Origin of the sequence: Agriterribacter sp., assembly GCF_035497235.1 — a bacterium.
GTDB lineage: Bacteria > Bacteroidota > Bacteroidia > Chitinophagales > Chitinophagaceae > Agriterribacter.
On record NZ_DATJEB010000006.1, the window covers coordinates 168,821 to 186,838 of the forward strand.

Sequence of the window (18,018 nt, forward strand, 5' to 3'; positions counted from 1 at the left end):
GTTCCTGTTATATCCAAAAAGCTATACGATGCAACGTATGGCTTTTTGCGTATAGACTATAGATGAAAGACGGGGCATGCCGTACATGCTTATTCCAGTCCGAACACGCCTTTATTAAGCAATTGCAGTGTTTGTATTTTATATGCAGAAGGAACCAGCACCGAAACATTATGACTGCTGCCGCCATAGCTTACCATCCGAACAGGTACTTCCAGTAAGGAATCAAACAACTTGCTTAGTATATGCGGCGTTTGCGCTATCTGGTTGCCTACAATGGAAACGATGGTCTGGTCCTTGTCTGTTGTTACCGTACCAAAAGGCTCCAGTTCTTTTAATATTTGTGCAAGATGCGTATCATTATCTATGGTAACCGATACGGCTACTTCTGAAGTAGTAACCATATCAATAGCTGTTTTATATTTTTCGAATACCTCGAATATTTTTCGCAAAAAGCCATAAGCAAGCAGCATACGGCTGCTTTTAATTTTAATGGCAATGATGCCGTCTTTTGCCGCTACCGCTTTCACGCCTTCCGATCCGGCTTCCTGCGTAATGGTGGTACCCGGCGCTTCGGGTTGCATAGTGTTGAGTAATTTCACCGGCACCTTTTCCTGTTGTGCCGGCCAAATGCAGGTTGGGTGTAATATCTTGGCGCCAAAGTAGGCCAATTCCGCAGCCTCTTCAAAGCTTAGTTGCACTACCGGTATTGTTTTATTTACAATACGCGGGTCATTATTATGCATGCCATCAATATCGGTCCAAATTTCGCAAACACTCGCCTTGGCTGCTGCGGCAATCAAAGAAGCGGTGTAATCGCTTCCGCCCCGCTTAAGATTATCTACCTCACCCTTCGAATTGCGGCAGATATAGCCCTGCGTAACAAATAATTTTTTACCGGCATGTTGCTGCAGAATGCGGTTCAGTTTAACCCGTATAGCGTCAAAATAGGGTTCGTCATTAGCGTCAATCTGCATGAAATCCAGGGCTGGCAACAGCGCGTGATCAATGCCTTTTTCCTCAAGATATGTGCTGAAAAGCTTGGTACTCATCAGTTCTCCCTGCGCCAGTATGTCTTTATTCAGCGCCTCATTAAAAGATATCTTAAGAATGATATTCAGGAAATCAAAATGTTCTGAAATAATAATTTCACCCTTTTTAATTGCCGCCTCATTTTTCAGCAGGTTTTTAATAAAAGCGTGATAATGCGCTTCCAGCCCGTCTATTATTTGTTTTGCCAGCGGCTTGTCTCCTATTGCCAGCGCTTCTCCTATAGACACCAATGCATTGGTAGTGCCGCTTAATGCGCTCAATACCACAATCTTTGGTTCGCTGCCTGTAGTAATCAGTTTTGCTACCTGTTGCATCCTTTCCGGCTTTCCTACGGAAGTGCCGCCAAACTTCATGACTTTCATGATCTGCCGCTTTTTTTTAAATTTTTGCCGTGCAAAGATAATGGGAAAGACATATCTAAATAAATACAAAATCTGAGGGAGAGGGGAAGGGGGAGAAGTGAAAGAAGGAGTATTCAGCCTATTGTTAGTAATTACCCGCCTGAAACCTGAAACCTGATACCTGACAGCTTCATACTAATAAAAATGGTGAAACATGATACAGCGCCTGCTTTATGCATGTTTCACCCGGTGCTACATTAAAAATGGTTAAAAAGGCAGGTCATCTGCCATTGGCGCAACTGCTTCTGAAGTTGAGACTGCTGAGCTGGCGGCAGGTTCGTTGTAAGCATTACCTGTATCGGATTGTTCGTTCCGGTTTCCGCTGCCGAGAAGCTGAACACTAAATACCCGCATGGTTAAGGAGGCGCCTGCGGTTCCATCGTTCCGGGTAAAATTCCTTACCTCCGGTGTGCCTTCGGCATACACCTGGGTACCTTTTTTAAGATAAGGCGCAATGCCGGTTTTATCCGTCCAGTACGCACACTCCACCCATGTGGTCTTTTCCTTTTGCTGGCCGGAAGAATCGCGGAATTTTTCCGTGTGTGCAACACTGAAGTTAATAACGGATTTGCCATTTACCGTGTTGGTAATGCAATCCTTACCCAGATTTCCTATTACTTGCAACTTAATCATAGCATTTGCTTTTATGTTTTAAATAAGACAAATTAAATCATTTTTATTTTATATTATAAGTTATACGGAAGAAAATTAATTTTGATTTTGCGATATCCGGCGCCATCCCGTTTGGGTGAGATTTTTTTAAGCGCTTTTTGTTAATTTCGGGTTTAACCAGTCAGGCATAATTAAGTGTTTTGAAGAAACTAATCATATCGGTACTCGACTTTTTATATATTCCGTTTGAAAAAATAATAGACCGGCAAACTTTCCGGTATATAGCCTGTGGAGGCAGTAATACAGTAATGGATATTGTTATTTATTTTATTTCCTACCATTTCATTCTTCAAAAGCAAATTGTGCATACACCGCTTATCAGTATCAGTCCTTACATTGCGGCGTTTATTATATCATTCCTGGTCACTTTTCCTACCGGGTTTTTATTAATGAGAAATATTGTATTTCCGGGATCGTCACTAAGGGGGAGGGTGCAATTGTTCAGGTATTTTATGCTGGTAGTAGTTTGTGTGCTCCTGAATTATATTTTTATCAAGCTATTTGTAGAATGGTTTCATATTTATCCCACCGTTGCTAAAATATGGACTACCGCCATTGTAATTTCATTCAGTTACCTTACACAACGCCATTTTACATTTAAAACAGGGCAAAAAGCGGAATAAAATACTTAAGCCGCTTCTTTTACTTTTTTAAGGGATAAAAGAGAAAATAAGGAGCGGTGTTTTTCGCTTAGCTTATTTATGTTGTGCGGCCTAAGTAAATTATTCCTTATAACTACAGGTTTACACATAGGAAGGATGGTGTTTGCAGGCTAGCAACAGCCGGAAAAAAAAGAGGATAAGGTTTATGAGTAGCTACTATATAATAGCGATCCCGGGTTTTTATTCTTTTGGCATATAATTTTTCAGGATACCGGTTAATATTAAATGATTAAAAAAACAACCATTTTAAATTAGAAAGTAAATTCAGAGGGAAACAAGGATAGTAAAAAATGAACCCGGATTAAATATCCAAAAAAAATCTCTAAAATTGGATAAATTATTAACGGTAATTTGCTACCGTTTTTTAACGGTATTTTTGGTACCGTCTTTTAACGGTATTTTACTACCGTCTTTTAACGGTATTTTTTCCCATTTTTAACGGTTTTTTTGGGGTGTAATTATCATTTGTTATTGACTCTCTTTATGGTATAAATAATTTTAATTTGTAATTAATTGGATTGCAGATATTTGTAAGCGTGTCTGTGTGCCTTCTTCTTTTAGTTTTACTGTGAATCAATTATTCATTCACTTTAAACCATTTAAATCATGCTTACAATTGAGAAGAAATCATTAAAAGTTGGAAAGTACGTTAGTACAGCACATGTAGACAGCGTTATCAGAACTTACAAACAGGAAAGGTGGGCGCACAATTCCGAACGCATTGGAAAAGAAGATTCTTTAAGCGTATGGTACAGCATTGAAGAGCTGGAAGAATTTATGGCCACTTCAAAAGAAAACGGGGCCGATGGCATCAAGTTTTATTTTGCTGCTTATCCAGAAAGCTACACCGAAAAGCCGGGATTTGCCGGCCGCCAAACCCTTGTGCTGGTAGCTACCAAAACCAAGGAACTCGAAACCGGGGTAGCCAATAAAGATATCTATATCCAGAGCGGGGAAGGTGCAAAAATACTGGCTTATAATGCAGGTAATATCTGTCCTCCGTTATGCAACCCTAAACCAACAGACGCAGACGACTGGGGCAATATTGGTGTAACCATTGTAGACAGGGGCGAAGAAGGCCTGACAGTAATATAGTTCCTTTTACCATATATCATTTTTTTTTAACCCCTTTAGTAAAAGGGGTTTTTTCTTTTATATATCTCATTGTTGCAAACTACCTTGCAGCAGGATGAATTCGTATGCATATATATGGCTTATTCTAGCGGGGAGTATTACTGGCGCTATTGTTTATTTTAAAAAAGGTACCCCTGTTTTCCTCAGGGCTTTGCCGGTTTATCTTTTGATAACTTTTATTGTGGAATATATTGGGCAATGGATGAACGATAACGGAAAAATTACGGTAACGCTTTACAATGTTTTTACCACTATTGAGTTTGTTTTTTATTTCTGGATGCTTCGTTATATGGTAAAGAACCCCTGGGCAAAAAAGCTGTTGCTCCACAGTTTATGGCTTTACCCTGTACTTGTAATTTTAAATAAACTGTTTTTGCTGAAAGGGCTGCAATTTCATACAATGACATTTAGTTTGGGAGGTTTGCTGATTGTAATGGCAACCATTGTCTATTTTTTTGAGTTGTTCCAGTTTAATAAGCCGGTAAATCTTGTTCGGGAGCCTGCTTTCTGGATATGTTCCGGTTTGTTATTCTTTTATGCCTGTACCTTTCCGTTGTATGCATTAATAAATTTTTTACAGGATCCATCCAATCTTATCATTAAATATATATCTTCTGTTTTAGCCATCGTGAATATTTTATTATATTCATCCTTTATCATAGCCGCATTATGCAGGACCAAAATCACGAAATTCTTTTCATAGTTATTATTGGTGGGCTTTTGGCCCTTCTGCTGGTAGGGTTTATTGTTACCATTCTTTTTTTATACCAGCGCAGGCAATACCGGCAGGAGCAGGAACTGGCAAAAGTAAAGGAGGAGTATGACCAGGAAGTGCTGAAATCGCAATTGGAGATACAGGAAACCACCTTAAAAACCATAGCTCAGGAATTGCATGATAATATAGGGCAGGTGCTATCGGTGGTTAAGCTGTCGCTGGCTGTTTTACCGCTTGAAAAGGAGCACCAGGCTTATGCGCCGCTTCAGCATATACGGGAAATTTTAAATAAGGCAGTATACGATCTTGCAGACCTTACTAAAAGTTTGCATACCGACCGTATAGCCCAGATTGGGTTGGCAGAATCTATCCGCTTCGACCTTGAAACGCTCCGTAAAACCGGCTTAATGAAAGTAGAGCTGGAATTGCAGGGAGAAGAATATCGCCTGGGGGAACAAAAGGAAATTTTTATTTTTCGTATTTTTCAGGAATTGGTTAACAATATCCTGAAACATGCAAAAGCAACTGAAATAAACATTTCATTAAATTATGTATCGGATGATGTTTTTATATTTTCTGTTAGGGACAACGGGGTAGGATTTAATATGCAGGAAAAAAGAAATTCACTTTCCCCTCTAAGCGGTGTTGGTTTAAAAAGTATGCTGAATCGGGCTAAGCTGATAGGAGCAAAGATGGTGTTTAACGCTGAACCGGGAAAGGGTACCTTCGTTCACATGGAGTTACCATTGGCGGGACACAAAGAAGCATAAGGAAAGCGTATCAATTATGGCAGACAGCGACAACAAAATACAGGTGGCGGTAGTGGATGACCATACGCTTTTACGCAATGCCTTAGCCAAACTCATTGATTCATTTGACCAGTTTTCTACTTTTTTCCAGGCAGAAAACGGGGAGGAGTTAAAAGAAAAATTAAAGAGAAAGCTTATTCCGGATATCATATTGCTGGATGTGAATATGCCGGGCATGAATGGTTTTGAAACGGCAGAATGGTTATTCAAAAACCATCCACAGATTAAAGTGCTGGCTTTGTCTATGTTTAGCGATGAAACCACCATCATCCGCATGCTCAAATTGGGGGCCAGGGGCTATATTATGAAGACCTCCGAGCCCGAAGAGCTTCACCTGGCATTAAAATCAGTTATGCAGAAAAATTTTTATCTCTCCGAATACATTACCGGAAAAATTGTAGGCGGGCTGAATAGAAATATGGAACAGCCCGATGAACACGTTATACTTACCGATAAAGAGGTGGAATTTTTGAAACTTACCTGTTCCGAGTTGTCGTACAAAGAAATTGCTGAAAAAATGTTTGTAAGCTCCCGCCGCGTGGAAGACCACCGGAACGCATTGTTTGAAAAGTTAAAAGTACGCTCAAGAGTAGGACTGGTAATGTATGCCATAAAAAAAGGTATTTTTGAGATATAGCTAAAAATCAAAAGCATCTATCCGTACAGTCAACTCACCTCTTATATTACATCGCAGCACCAGGTTCTCCGTAAGCGGGTATATAGCCATTACCTGCAGGTTATTTACTGCACCCGCGGTTGACACAGATTTTTGCCATTGCCTGTTGAGCTGAACATTTACTTTAGACAGCAGGGTATCGGCATATGCAGCGATATTAAAAGTGGAGTAATGATTTAATGTGTTAATTATTCGCCGGTTAAAAAGCCATTTCGCTGTTTTGATCAGCAGGTCTCTTGTGTGGATATCGTAATCAATATCTTTTATTTCAACCTGGTTTTTTCCCCTGTTAAAGTAAGGTCTGCCTGTAAGGTACATCGTTCCTTTATCGGGCCCTGAAAATTCGATTTTTATAATGAGCTTCTCATTGCCTGCACCGTATATTTCGCAACGTTCAATAATAATATATTTTCCTGTTTTATCCATATCAACCCGTTTATGATACAGTTCACGGGTTAACAACTGGCTTAAAGAGTCGTAATCCATTACAGCGTCAACAAATATGCTGAATCCTTTTCTTTGGTTAAAATCGCTGATATCGGGTACCACTGTTCTGTAACCCACCGTTTTGGTGAGGCTAATCCGCGGCCGTGCTGAAATACCAACTGAAATATTAAGGGTGTCGTTTTGGGCGTAAAGTGTACTCAGTCGTAGCTTTTCGGGGTTAATTTGTAAATACCCCATGCCAAACATTGGTATGCTGGTATTTAGCATATCCCATAGCTGCTGAAATGGAGAACGGAGGTTAAGCCGGTTAAGTGAATCACTGATTTCGTTTCCTGTATCATCTAACTGCACTTTTAGTTGATCCATCACTGTGGATGTTATGTCCTGCCGCCAAAAGCATACGGTGCATTTATCAAGCGGCCGGGGTTCCAGCCGCTGCAGCTTTGCGGAAACATCATAATTGTCTTTCAGCGTAAGCAGGGCTTTGAACCCAATATTTACCCGGCGTTCTCCTTCATTTAATCCACAGGTGCAGGTGGGCGTCCACGGCGTTATGGGTATGCGGTTGCTTCCCGTGCCGGTGCATATTCTTTGTGCGCCTGCAATAATATAACTGCCGGTAAAATTAAAGTTAACGGTATTGGCGTGTGCGGTTATCATCAGCGGTCCGCGTTTAAAACGATACATGTAGCGGGTATCACAATTGACTACTTCAAAATCGTTGGGCCAACCCGGAGAGCCGTAAATGGTTTGAACATTTTTGTTGGCTGTTTCATATAAAGGCTTCAGGTTAATCCGGAGCGGAACGTCAATTTCACTAAGGGGTAAGCTGTCCGTGGTAAAACGGGTGCTGCTTAAAACGGGTTTGCCGGGAATAATTTTTCTTGAACAGGAGGTTAAAAATAGAGCAGCGGTCAAAACTAAACAAAGGGTTTGAGCTTTCATTAATGATAAGATTAGCATAAAGATATATAAAGCTTTAATAGTTAAAAATGACATTGTCCTGTAATTTTTTGTCATACAATGTCTTCCGGTATTAGGTAAACCGATGTTTTGGACGAAGTGACTGCCATTTTTGCACCTTTTGTTTTGATGGCATAATGCTTGCCTGATAGCTTATAACTTTTAACTCTTAAAAGGAAATTTATAATATGGGAAAAATAATAGGAATAGATTTAGGTACAACTAATAGCTGCGTTGCCGTTATGGAAGGTAACGAACCTGTAGTTATAGCTAATGATGAGGGTCGCCGTACCACGCCTTCTGTTGTTGCTTTTATGAAAAACGGAGAGCGCAAGGTGGGAGACCCTGCTAAACGACAGGCAATAACAAACCCCATTAATACCATAATGTCAGTTAAGCGTTTTATGGGACGACGTTATGACGAAGTGGGCGAAGAAATTAAGCACTGGAGCTACAAAGTGGTAAAAGGTGACAATAACACGGTTCGGATTGACATTGATGGCAGGTTATATACGCCCCAGGAAATTTCTGCAATGACCCTGCAGAAAATGAAAAAAACGGCCGAGGATTACCTCGGGCAGGAAGTAACGGAAGCTGTTATTACCGTGCCGGCTTATTTTAACGATGCGCAGCGCCAGGCTACCAAAGAAGCAGGAGAAATTGCGGGATTAACGGTTCGGCGTATTGTAAATGAGCCAACCGCTGCTGCGCTGGCTTATGGTTTGGACAAAAAACATAAGGACGAAAAGATAGCCGTATTTGACCTCGGAGGGGGAACTTTTGATATTTCCATCTTAGAATTGGGTGATGGTGTGTTTGAAGTGAAATCTACCAATGGCGATACGCATCTGGGCGGAGATGACTTTGATAAAGTAATTATAGACTGGCTGGCAGACGAGTTCAAAAAAGAAGAAAACATTGATCTCAGGAAAGACCCTATGGCTTTACAGCGGTTGAAAGAAGCCTCCGAAAAAGCTAAGGTTGAACTGTCTTCTTCCAGTGAAACGGAAATTAACCTGCCTTATATTACTGCGGCAGATGGGGTTCCCAAGCACCTGGTTAAAAAATTAACGAGGGCTAAATTTGAGCAGTTAGCAGATAATTTGCTGGAAAGATGTTTGAGACCCTGTGAGCAGGCGTTGAAGGATGCGGGCTTAAATGTTTCCCAGATTGATGAAGTGATACTGGTAGGCGGAAGCACGCGTATGCCTAAAGTGCAGGAAATAGTAGAAAAGTTTTTTAATAAAAAGCCTAACAGGGGGGTGAACCCGGATGAAGTGGTAGCACTGGGCGCAGCCATTCAGGGTGCGGTATTAACCGGCGAAGTAAAAGACGTGTTATTACTGGATGTAACGCCGCTTTCGCTGGGTATTGAAACAATGGGTGGTGTAATGACCCGCCTCATTGATTCTAACACAACCATACCCAGTAAAAAGTCTGAAACTTTCTCTACTGCTTCAGATAATCAGCCGGGCGTTCAAATTCACGTATTACAGGGAGAAAGACCAATGGCGGCTCAAAATAAAAGTTTGGGTACATTTAACCTTGATGGCATACCTCCTGCGCCGCGCGGTGTTCCCCAAATTGAAGTAATATTTGATATTGATGCCAATGGTATTTTAAATGTTACTGCAAAGGATAAAGGCACCGGGAAGGAACAAAAAATACGTATTGAAGCAGGTAGCGGACTCAACAAGGAAGAAGTGGAAAAAATGAAGGCGGAAGCAAAAGCCAATGAATCTGCCGATAAGGAAGCCCGCGAAAAAGTAGATAAAGTTAACCAGGCCGATAGTTTGATCTTCCAGACAGAAAAACAGTTTAAAGAATTTGGAGATAAAATACCGGCCGATAAAAAAGGACCTATAGAAGCAGGACTAAACAAATTGAAGGAAGCGCATAAGCAACAGGATATTGCCGCTATTGATGCATCAATGGCAGAATTAAATACCGCCTGGACAGCAGCTTCTGAAGAGATATACAAAGCACAGCAGCAGGCAGGCACCGCCGGCCCGAACCCAAATGGCGCAACAGCGCAGCAGCAAGAGCACCAGGGTGCCAAAGCAGACGGCGATAATGTTACGGATGCCGAGTTTGAAGAAGTGAAATAATCTGCCTGTTTAAAACAACAGTAATAAAACCTCCTGATTTCGGGAGGTTTTATTATTTATGGAGCTAACCTCTCACTTCCTGCCTGAATAGCATGGTATTGATATATTTGTTATTTATTAAAAAGCGGTTATAGAAGAAAAATTACGCCGAATAGAGGATGATTTTATCCTTTATTATCAGTAGCTTTATGCAAAAATATTTTAAGTAGTGCGCTGGACTGCAATTTTTACAATTCTCCTCTTTATTGGTTTAGGGGCGCTGTTGATGCAAGCTTGCAAACAACAGGATAATGAAAAGAAAATACTACCGGAACCTAAAGCAAAGCCTGCCGATTTAGGATCCGTTTCTGCACTTCCTTCTTCTTACAACGCGCCGGCTGATAACCCCGTTACAGAAGCGAAGGTAGAACTTGGCCGCCTGCTTTTTTATGACCCGATTCTATCGGGCAATAAAGATGTGTCCTGCGCTTCCTGCCACCATCCTGAATTTGGTTATGCCGAAAGTCTTGAATTGCCGATTGGTGTAAATGGAAGGGGATTTGGCTCTGAACGGCATTTTGTTCAGCCTAATGATATACCCTTTTCCAAAAGAAACGCGCCGGGTTTATTAAACACTGCGTTTAACGGTATTAATACAGATGGTGATTATAAGCCCGAGGAAGCGCCCATGTTTTGGGATGTAAGAGTGAAAAGCCTGGAGGCGCAGGCATTGAAGCCTATTCAACAGTTGGAAGAAATGCGGGGCCGCGATATAGCGGTACAGGATATTTTACAGGTGGTTATTCAAAGATTAAGAGCCATTCCGGAATATAAGCGGTTATTTAAAGCGGCCTTTAATGAGGAAGAGGCTGTAACGGAAACCAACCTGGGAAAGGCATTAGCCAGTTTTCAACGTTCTTTGCTGGCCAATAACTCCAGGTTTGATGAGTTTATGCGTGGCAACGCAGCGGCATTAACCCAATCGGAAAAAGACGGCATGCAGTTGTTCATGGAATCGGGATGTGCCCGTTGCCATAGCGGTCCTATGCTTTCCGATTTTAAGCCGCATGTATTGGGTGTTGCAGATAATGAAAAGCTGGGAATGATTGATTCCGGGATGAATAACAGCTTTGCTTTTCGCACGCCAACGCTTAGGAATTTACGGTTCTCTGCACCGTATATGCATAGCGGCAAGCTAAAAACACTCGAACAGGTATTAACCTTTTACGAAGACCTGCACGGTAAGCCATTGCCTAACACAAATATAAAAAAGGAGCAATTAGATACGCTGGCTATTCAAACCAGGGTAGCGTTTAAAAATATTCCCCGCATTGTTGAGTTTTTAAATACGCTCAATGATGATAAATATGACAGAAAAATACCCGATGCCGTACCCAGTGGATTGAGCGTTGGCGGCAATATTAAATAATACCCCATACATTTACGGAAACAACGTGTAATTGTGCATGAAAAGAATTGGTATACTATCTGATACCCATAGCTACCTTGATGAAGGCATATTTGTACATTTTGAACATTGCGATGAAATATGGCATGCCGGTGATTTTGGAGGAAATGCTGTTGCAGACAGCCTGAAAGCCTTTAAACCGCTCAGGGGCGTATATGGTAATATTGACGGGAAAGAGATACGCGGCATTTACCCCGAAAAACTGCATTTTACGATAGAGCAGGTAAATGTTTTTATGCAGCATATTGGAGGCTACCCGGGAAGGTATGCGCCAGGCGTAAAAAATGAAATTATACATGCAGGCTCAGCATTATTTATCAGCGGGCATTCCCATATTTTAAAAATAATCTACGATGACCAGGTCAATTGCCTGCACATCAACCCGGGAGCGGCGGGCAGGCAGGGCTGGCAGAAGGTAAGAACTATAGTGCGGCTAACCATTGATGGAAATAATATGAAGGATTGTGAAGTGATTGAACTGGGAAAAAAATAAAGAAGGGAAGCGTTTACCCTGGTTTCCTTACCTATGCCTGTTCTGTAGTTTTATCAAAAGTTAATACGGGTATTTTGGAAGCGTAGGATAATAATTTATTAGTGATCCTGTTCCATAAACCGGGTAAGCGAAATTCTTTTACAGACTGCCCCAGTATAAGATCTGCATTAATGCGTTTTGAAAAATCAAGTGTGCTCTTGGCTAAGTTATGGCCTTCTAATAAAAAACATTGAACGGGTATGGTAGAAACACTTTGCACCAGTTCAAGTGTTTTATCTAATATATTGCTTTCGCTGTGGCTGATATGATTTCTCAGTGATACGAGATAAACGGTTGACTTAAAGGAGCGCGCCAGCATAGTAGCCAGTTTAATGCTTTCTACCGGAATATCGTTATATAGGGGTAATACTATTTTTTTGAAATGACTCACCAGGCCGCCGGACCTGACTGCCAGTATGGGGATATTGGTTTTACGGGCCAGCAAGCTTATGGAAATGGAGGAAATAATTCTTTCTAACAAATTAAATTTCGACAGGCCAAGCACTACCATGTCCATATTATACAATTCAATATATTGTTTGAGCTGCGCTTGCGGGTGACCCTGTAGCAGGCTGATCTCAATTTCACCGTCTCCGCAAAGCTGGTTTTTATAAGCGGCTTTTAATGTTGCCAGCTTTTCACGGCAGGCCTGCATGTTAATATGCGATGCGTATGGCGTAAAGCGGCTGGCATCAATAGGTATTAACGGAAAAACGGGTTTAAAAACAACGTGTACCAGGTGAATATTACAGTTAAAATTATTAGCCAGCTCAACAGCCTTGGCAATTGCCCATTTGTTTTTGGCTGTAAAATCAACCGGAACCAGAATGTTATACAGTTTGTTTTGCATAGTAAAAGGTTTTAGTTTTTAAAAGTTTTCAACCGGATATGGAAATGGTACCTCAGGCTATATGCAGCAAGGGTTTAAAGGCTTTTTCTTTAATGGTAAAATAGGCAATTTTTTCCAATAATTCATCTCCTGTGCAAAAAGCAACCCCTTTACCGGCATGCGCCAGTATACACCTGTCGTCCCGGTCATCACCTATAACCATACAGTTTTTTAATAATACATTGTATTTATCGCATGCATACTGCAATGCGTTCGTTTTGCAGTAGGCATGCCCGCAAATGCTTTCGGGAGAAGCGAATAAATAGGAAGGCATATTTACTTCACCCGTAGCTTTTCCTTCATAAAAATCAAGCTGGTTGGCATAGGCAAAGTCGCCACCAATATTTTGACGCACATAATTAGCAATGAGCAGGTAACTATGGCTGATAATGCCTACTATGTATTCTTTTTCTTTTAATGCCTGTACCACCGCCTGAATGTCTTTCACCATTTCAATGTTCGATGCAATATTGAGCAGGTCATCTATTGTTTTACCTTTCAGCAGCAATCCTATGCGTTTGGTAAGAATGATAGGATCTTTTTCGTTAAACCTGAGTTCTTCCAACTGGCGGGTGAATCCAAAAGTGGCAGCGCATTCATCAATAAAACTGCCCTTAAAAATAATATCATCCAGGTCAAAAACAATGAGCTTATGATACCGTGAAAGATTTTCCTTCAGGGTATTATGCATTTCTCTCTGGATCGTTTCTATAGAAGATACTTCTTCTTCGGGCATGTTAAACTCTGATTGCGGTTGTGCTTTAGCAATAATGGCGCGGGATACTTCCTTGCTCATTTTTCCCAGGCTTTCCCAGGGCTTGCTCTTGTTTTCTATATAGCCGATATTTACTTCACTGATCCTGGCTTTCATCAGGTACATATCAATTAAAATGCCTATGTCTACGCCATAGTCATTAAAGAAATCAATTCGGTTAAAGAATTTTTTTCTGCCGGCAATCATTCCGCTCAGCGGCTGTGTAAACCCCGATAAGCCCGGGTAATATATATTCAGCAAGGGTTTGGCTACCAGTTCTGTTACCCTGCCCGCATTTCTGGCAAACGTGGCTTTTACAAAATCTGCTTCATCGTGTATTAAAGGAGTAGCCAGCAGCGTAATGGTATCTTCCGGGTAAGGGTCTATATCTCCGTCAAGGAAAAGCAGTATTTCATGCTGCGCCTTTTGAATACCTTCCTTCATGGATATGCCTTTACCTCTTATTTTACTATTAATAATTTTTGCGCCGGCGGCCAGTGCCAGGGCAACTGTTTCGTCTTCCGAGTTGTCATCAACCACAATTACCTCGTTTACAAGTGTATGGTTCAGGCAAAACCGTACAATATTACCAATCGTTTTTGCTTCATTCAGGGTGGGTATGATGATAGTAACCATTACTGTTTCCTGGTTTAAATGTTAAGCTCAATACATGGGGCGCCGTAAGTTACGTAACGCCTGTTAAATCAAAAGCTATACCCTAAAATATAAAGCTCCTATTAATTTGCATGTGATAATTTACAGCAGAAGCTGTTATACCGGATAAATGCACGAAATAAAAAAATCCCGAAATTTTCGGGATTTGTAAAAGGAATGAGGTGAACAGGTATTATTTAATATTCGTTGTTATAATCTCTTTTGTTATAGCCACCACGGTCGCGATCGCGGTATCCGCCGCCTCCGCCGCCTTTGTTATAGCCGCCGCCACCGCCGCCGCCGCCGAAGCTTCTCTTTTTAAAACCGCCGCCACCGCCTGGCTTAGCTGGTCTTTCCTGAGCTTCATTGATGACGATTTTTCTTCCCAGTATCTCCTTGTCGTAAAGGCTGCTGAGCGCGTTTTGCGCTTCAGTATCATTTTCCATTTCTACAAATCCAAATCCTTTGCTTCTTCCGGTTTCGCGGTCTTTAACAATTTTGATGGAGCTAACAGTACCATACTGTTCGAATAGATTTCTAAGGTCGTCCTCTGTCATTGTCCAGGAGAGGTTGCCTACGTACAGGTTCATTGTAACTAAAATTTAAAAAGTGAAAATTGAAAAAAAGTAATGGAAACTTAGTCGCTACAATGATCTGACAACCGGAGGTTAGCCGTAAAACCAGCCAGAATAGGAACTAATGGTGCATTACTGCATTGTGAAGATAATGTTTTCCAAAATAATACCATATAAAATGGAAGATATTTATATAAATTCTATTAGTGCTTTAAAACCTGTGTTATGTAATAAAAAACAAATATAAAAGGAGGCTGGTTGTAACCGGCCTCCTTCGTTAAATGATAATTACTTATGCGCACTATTCAGCTACTACTTCAAAGCTTAACTCGGTTTCATTTCCGTTACCGAAGTCAATTTTGGCTTTGTATGAACCCAGCTCTTTTACCTCTTCCAGAATATGGATGCGGCGGCGGTCTATTTCATATCCTTTCTGATCGCGGATGGCACGGGCAATTTGAACGGTAGTTACGCTACCGAAAATTTTGCCTGAAGTACCTGTTTTGGCACCAATGCGCAACGGGCTTTCATTAAGCTTGCTAATTACCTGGTTAATTTCAGCCAGTAATTTTTCTTCTTTTTTCCTTAGCTGTTTCAGTTTTTCTTCCAACTGCTTAAGGTTAGAAGGCGAAGCTTCAATAGCAAACTTTTGGGGAATAAGATAATTGCGCGCATAGCCGCTCTTTACCTTTACCTTTTCGTTGGCCGAACCTAAATTATCTACGTCTTGTATTAAGATTACTTCCATGATTGCCTCCTTACTTTAAAAGATCAGTTACATACGGCAATAGCGCCATTTGACGGGCTTTCTTTATCGCTTCTGATACTTTGCGCTGGTATTTGAGCGAATTGCCTGTAATGCGGCGGGGTAACATTTTACCCTGCTCATTGAGGAATTTCTTCAAAAACTCCATGTCTTTGTAGTCAATGTACTTAATACCATACTTCTTGAAGCGGCAGAATTTTTTCTTCGGCTTTTCCGTTTTGATAGCCGTAAGGTACTTGATTTCATTAGCTTTTGCCATACTATTCAGCCTCCGCTTTTTCGTTTTTGTAACTTACACCACTTCTCTTTCTGGCATTGTACCCGACGGCGTATTTATCGAGTTTTGTAACCATGTGACGTAATACCTGCTCGTCACGTAGCAGTTGAATCTTCAAAGTTTCATTGAAGGTGGATGGCGCAATAAATTCCACAACCCAGTAAATACCAGTAGTCTTTTTCTGGACGGGATACGCCAGTGATTTCAACCCCCAGGGGTTAGAATACACGATCTCACCGCCGGCTCCGGCAACAAGATCAGTATATTTTTTCTGAGCTGTTTTAAACTCTTCTTCGCTCAGAACAGGGGTAAAAATCACCATCAATTCATAATTGTTCATTACCCTGAAATTTGGTTTAAAAAAAATATGGGGTGCGAAGGTAGCTTTTTTTATCATATCTTCTGAAGTTTCTTAGTTTACAGTTTATGATTTCTGGTAGTTTTGCAACGTATAATATTGAAAATTAATATCATTGGCATTTGAGTTTTTAAAACTTAATTACGCCGCTGACTCACAAACTAAAAACTCCCAAACTCCAAACTTCCCCTTTGTCAACCTGTCAGTAAAGGCGCTAATGGCATTTTATTTGTCGGGTGCATTAATGCTATTTATAATTTAACTGATTAAACATTATGGAAAAAGGAAACATCAGAGTACAAACGGAAAACATATTTCCCATTATTAAGAAATTTCTTTACAGTGAGCATGATATTTTTTTAAGAGAGCTGGTGAGTAATGCCGTTGACGCCACACAAAAACTGAAAACGCTCTCTTCCATTGGTGAAGCTAAAGGCGAACTGGGAGAGTTGCGCATAGATGTGAAGCTCAACGTAGAAGCCCAAACCCTTACCATTTCCGATAAAGGCGTGGGCATGACTGCCGCCGAAGTAGATAAATACCTTAACCAGGTGGCATTTAGCGGTGCGGAAGAGTTCCTGCAAAAATATAAAGGACAAGCTGAAAATAATATTATTGGTCATTTCGGGCTTGGGTTTTATTCTTCCTTTATGGTGAGTGAGAAGGTGGAGGTAATAACCCAATCTTATCAGCAGGATAAGCCTGCCGTAAAATGGGAATGTGATGGCAGTCCGGCATTTACACTTACGGAAACGGATAAGGCGGAGAGAGGTACCGATATTGTACTGCATATTAATGAAGAAAGCAAGGAGTTCCTGGAAGCAGGGAGAGTAAGGCAGATCCTTGAAAAGTTTTGCCGCTTTTTACCTGTACCTATCTTTTTTGAAGAAAAGCAAATCAACAATACCGCCCCGGCATGGACAAAAAAGCCATCCGAGCTTACTGCTGAAGATTACCAGAACTTTTATAAAGAATTATATCCTTTTAATGAAACGCCATTATTCTGGATACACCTTAATGTTGATTATCCTTTTAATCTTACCGGCATTTTGTATTTCCCCAGAATAAAGCAGAGCTATGAAATACAAAAAGATAAAATACAGTTATACAGCAACCAGGTTTTTGTTACGGAAGAGGTGAAAGATATTGTACCCGAGTTTTTGATGCTGCTGCAGGGCGTTATTGATTCGCCCGATATACCCCTTAATGTAAGCCGCAGCTATTTGCAGGGCGATCCTAATGTTAAGAAAATCAACAACCACATCACTAAAAAAGTGGCGGATAAGTTAGAGGAAATATTTAATAAGGATAGAAAGGAATTCGAGGAAAAATGGGAGCATATTGGCCTGTTTGTGAAATACGGTATGATGACAGACGATAAGTTCTTTGAGCGGGCTAATTCATTTCACCTTTTTGAAGATGTGGAAGGAGAAAAGTTTTATACGCTCCAAGAATACAGGGCAGCCACAGAAGTCCTTCAGAAAAATAAAGACGGTAAGCTGGTTATATTGTATACCACCAATCCTGTGCAGCAGGATGCTTATATTCAGCAGGCCAAAGCCAAAGGATATACCGTAGTGAAAATGGAAACCTTAGTTGATGCGGCATTTATAAGCCAGGTAGAAAATAAATGGGAAAACGTGCATTTTACACGCGTTGACGCAGACATTGCGGATAACCTGGTAGATAAGCAGGAGAACAATGAAACAGTATTGAATAAAGATGAAGTGGAAGCGCTGCAAAAACTGTTTGATTTAAAAATACCCGAAATTAATATGTCGGTTGAGGTAAAAGGTTTAAGCCCCCAGGCGCCACCTGTGGTAGCTACCCGCCCGGAATTTATGCGCCGTATGAAAGATATGGCCGCTACAGGCGGACCCATGGCCGCTTTTTATGCTACCATGCCCGATGAGGTAACGCTTACGGTAAATGGCAACCATACCGTGTTTCAGCAAATACTCAGTGAAACTGATGCAGATAAAAAAGGAAAATTCGTACATAACCTTGCCGATCTGGCCTTATTGTCGCAGGGATTGCTGAAAGGTAATAGTCTTACTGATTTTATTAACCGTAGCGTGGAGCTGATGGGTGGCGACAAGAAAAGTACCATTATTCTTGAAAGCTGATAC

The 18,018-nt window shown here is 41.0% G+C and carries 18 protein-coding genes; 9 read left to right on the forward strand and 9 right to left on the reverse strand.

Annotation, left to right across the window (positions count from 1 at the left end; genetic code table 11):
* Positions 1-89 precede the first annotated feature (89 nt).
* Both VL121_RS01590 and VL121_RS01595 read right to left on the reverse strand, forming a co-directional pair.
* The gene (locus tag VL121_RS01590) at positions 90-1,412 is read right to left on the reverse strand and encodes an aspartate kinase (protein WP_325401457.1); all 1,323 of its coding nucleotides are present in this window, start codon (positions 1,410-1,412) and stop codon (positions 90-92) included.
* Between the two features lie 246 nt (positions 1,413-1,658).
* Positions 1,659-2,084 (reverse strand): single-stranded DNA-binding protein, encoded by a 426-nt coding sequence (locus VL121_RS01595; RefSeq protein ID WP_325401459.1) that lies wholly within the window; start codon positions 2,082-2,084, stop codon positions 1,659-1,661.
* A gap of 179 nt (positions 2,085-2,263) precedes the next feature.
* Between VL121_RS01595 and VL121_RS01600 the strand changes: the two genes are divergently transcribed.
* From VL121_RS01600 to VL121_RS01620, 5 genes are all read left to right on the forward strand, one after another.
* Positions 2,264-2,746, forward strand: a complete 483-nt coding sequence (locus VL121_RS01600; protein ID WP_325401461.1) for a GtrA family protein — start codon at positions 2,264-2,266, stop codon at positions 2,744-2,746.
* 645 nt (positions 2,747-3,391) lie between these two features.
* Entirely contained in the window at positions 3,392-3,880 is a 489-nt protein-coding gene (locus tag VL121_RS01605; protein ID WP_325401463.1) for a hypothetical protein, read from the forward strand.
* Positions 3,881-4,100: 220 nt separating this feature from the next.
* Positions 4,101-4,622, forward strand: a complete 522-nt coding sequence (locus VL121_RS01610; protein WP_325401465.1) for a hypothetical protein — start codon at positions 4,101-4,103, stop codon at positions 4,620-4,622.
* A complete protein-coding gene (locus VL121_RS01615) occupies positions 4,589-5,404 on the forward strand; it encodes a sensor histidine kinase (RefSeq protein WP_325401467.1) in 816 nt (271 codons plus the stop codon). The genes VL121_RS01610 and VL121_RS01615 overlap by 34 nt, the downstream gene beginning before the upstream one ends.
* A gap of 16 nt (positions 5,405-5,420) precedes the next feature.
* Positions 5,421-6,080 (forward strand): response regulator transcription factor, encoded by a 660-nt coding sequence (locus VL121_RS01620; RefSeq protein ID WP_325401469.1) that lies wholly within the window; start codon positions 5,421-5,423, stop codon positions 6,078-6,080.
* On the opposite strand, the gene VL121_RS01625 is transcribed toward VL121_RS01620, so the two are convergent.
* A complete protein-coding gene (locus VL121_RS01625; protein ID WP_325401471.1) occupies positions 6,081-7,484 on the reverse strand; it encodes a DUF4403 family protein in 1,404 nt (467 codons plus the stop codon).
* A gap of 233 nt (positions 7,485-7,717) precedes the next feature.
* On the opposite strand from VL121_RS01625, the gene dnaK reads away from it, so the two are divergent.
* The 3 genes from dnaK to VL121_RS01640 all read left to right on the forward strand — a co-directional run bounded on the left by dnaK (position 7,718) and on the right by VL121_RS01640 (position 11,577).
* Positions 7,718-9,637, forward strand: coding sequence for a molecular chaperone DnaK (dnaK, locus tag VL121_RS01630; RefSeq protein ID WP_325401473.1), 1,920 nt, complete (start codon positions 7,718-7,720; stop codon positions 9,635-9,637).
* A 265-nt stretch (positions 9,638-9,902) separates the two neighbouring features.
* Positions 9,903-11,045, forward strand: a complete 1,143-nt coding sequence (locus VL121_RS01635) for a cytochrome c peroxidase (protein WP_325401588.1) — start codon at positions 9,903-9,905, stop codon at positions 11,043-11,045.
* Between the two features lie 37 nt (positions 11,046-11,082).
* Positions 11,083-11,577 carry a metallophosphoesterase family protein gene (locus tag VL121_RS01640; RefSeq protein WP_325401475.1) on the forward strand — a complete coding sequence of 165 codons (495 nt, stop codon included), beginning with the start codon at positions 11,083-11,085 and terminating at the stop codon, positions 11,575-11,577.
* Between the two features lie 31 nt (positions 11,578-11,608).
* Here VL121_RS01640 and VL121_RS01645 read toward each other — a convergent pair whose 3' ends face one another.
* The 6 genes from VL121_RS01645 to rpsF form a co-directional block, all read right to left on the reverse strand.
* Complete coding sequence (locus VL121_RS01645; protein ID WP_325401477.1) at positions 11,609-12,466, reverse strand: universal stress protein; 858 nt, start codon at positions 12,464-12,466, stop codon at positions 11,609-11,611.
* Between the two features lie 52 nt (positions 12,467-12,518).
* Complete coding sequence (locus VL121_RS01650) at positions 12,519-13,895, reverse strand: glycosyltransferase (RefSeq protein ID WP_325401479.1); 1,377 nt, start codon at positions 13,893-13,895, stop codon at positions 12,519-12,521.
* A gap of 215 nt (positions 13,896-14,110) precedes the next feature.
* The gene (locus VL121_RS01655; RefSeq protein WP_325401481.1) at positions 14,111-14,503 is read right to left on the reverse strand and encodes an RNA recognition motif domain-containing protein; all 393 of its coding nucleotides are present in this window, start codon (positions 14,501-14,503) and stop codon (positions 14,111-14,113) included.
* 286 nt (positions 14,504-14,789) lie between these two features.
* Positions 14,790-15,236: a 50S ribosomal protein L9 gene (gene rplI / locus VL121_RS01660; protein WP_325401483.1), complete on the reverse strand. Its 447-nt coding sequence runs from the start codon at positions 15,234-15,236 to the stop codon at positions 14,790-14,792.
* Positions 15,237-15,246: 10 nt separating this feature from the next.
* A complete protein-coding gene (rpsR, locus tag VL121_RS01665; protein WP_324559187.1) occupies positions 15,247-15,513 on the reverse strand; it encodes a 30S ribosomal protein S18 in 267 nt (88 codons plus the stop codon).
* A 1-nt stretch (position 15,514) separates the two neighbouring features.
* Entirely contained in the window at positions 15,515-15,871 is a 357-nt protein-coding gene (rpsF, locus tag VL121_RS01670; RefSeq protein WP_325401486.1) for a 30S ribosomal protein S6, read from the reverse strand.
* Positions 15,872-16,164: 293 nt separating this feature from the next.
* Here rpsF and htpG point away from each other — a divergent pair, with 293 nt between their 5' ends.
* Positions 16,165-18,015, forward strand: coding sequence for a molecular chaperone HtpG (gene htpG / locus VL121_RS01675; protein WP_349255347.1), 1,851 nt, complete (start codon positions 16,165-16,167; stop codon positions 18,013-18,015).
* Positions 18,016-18,018 lie beyond the last annotated feature (3 nt).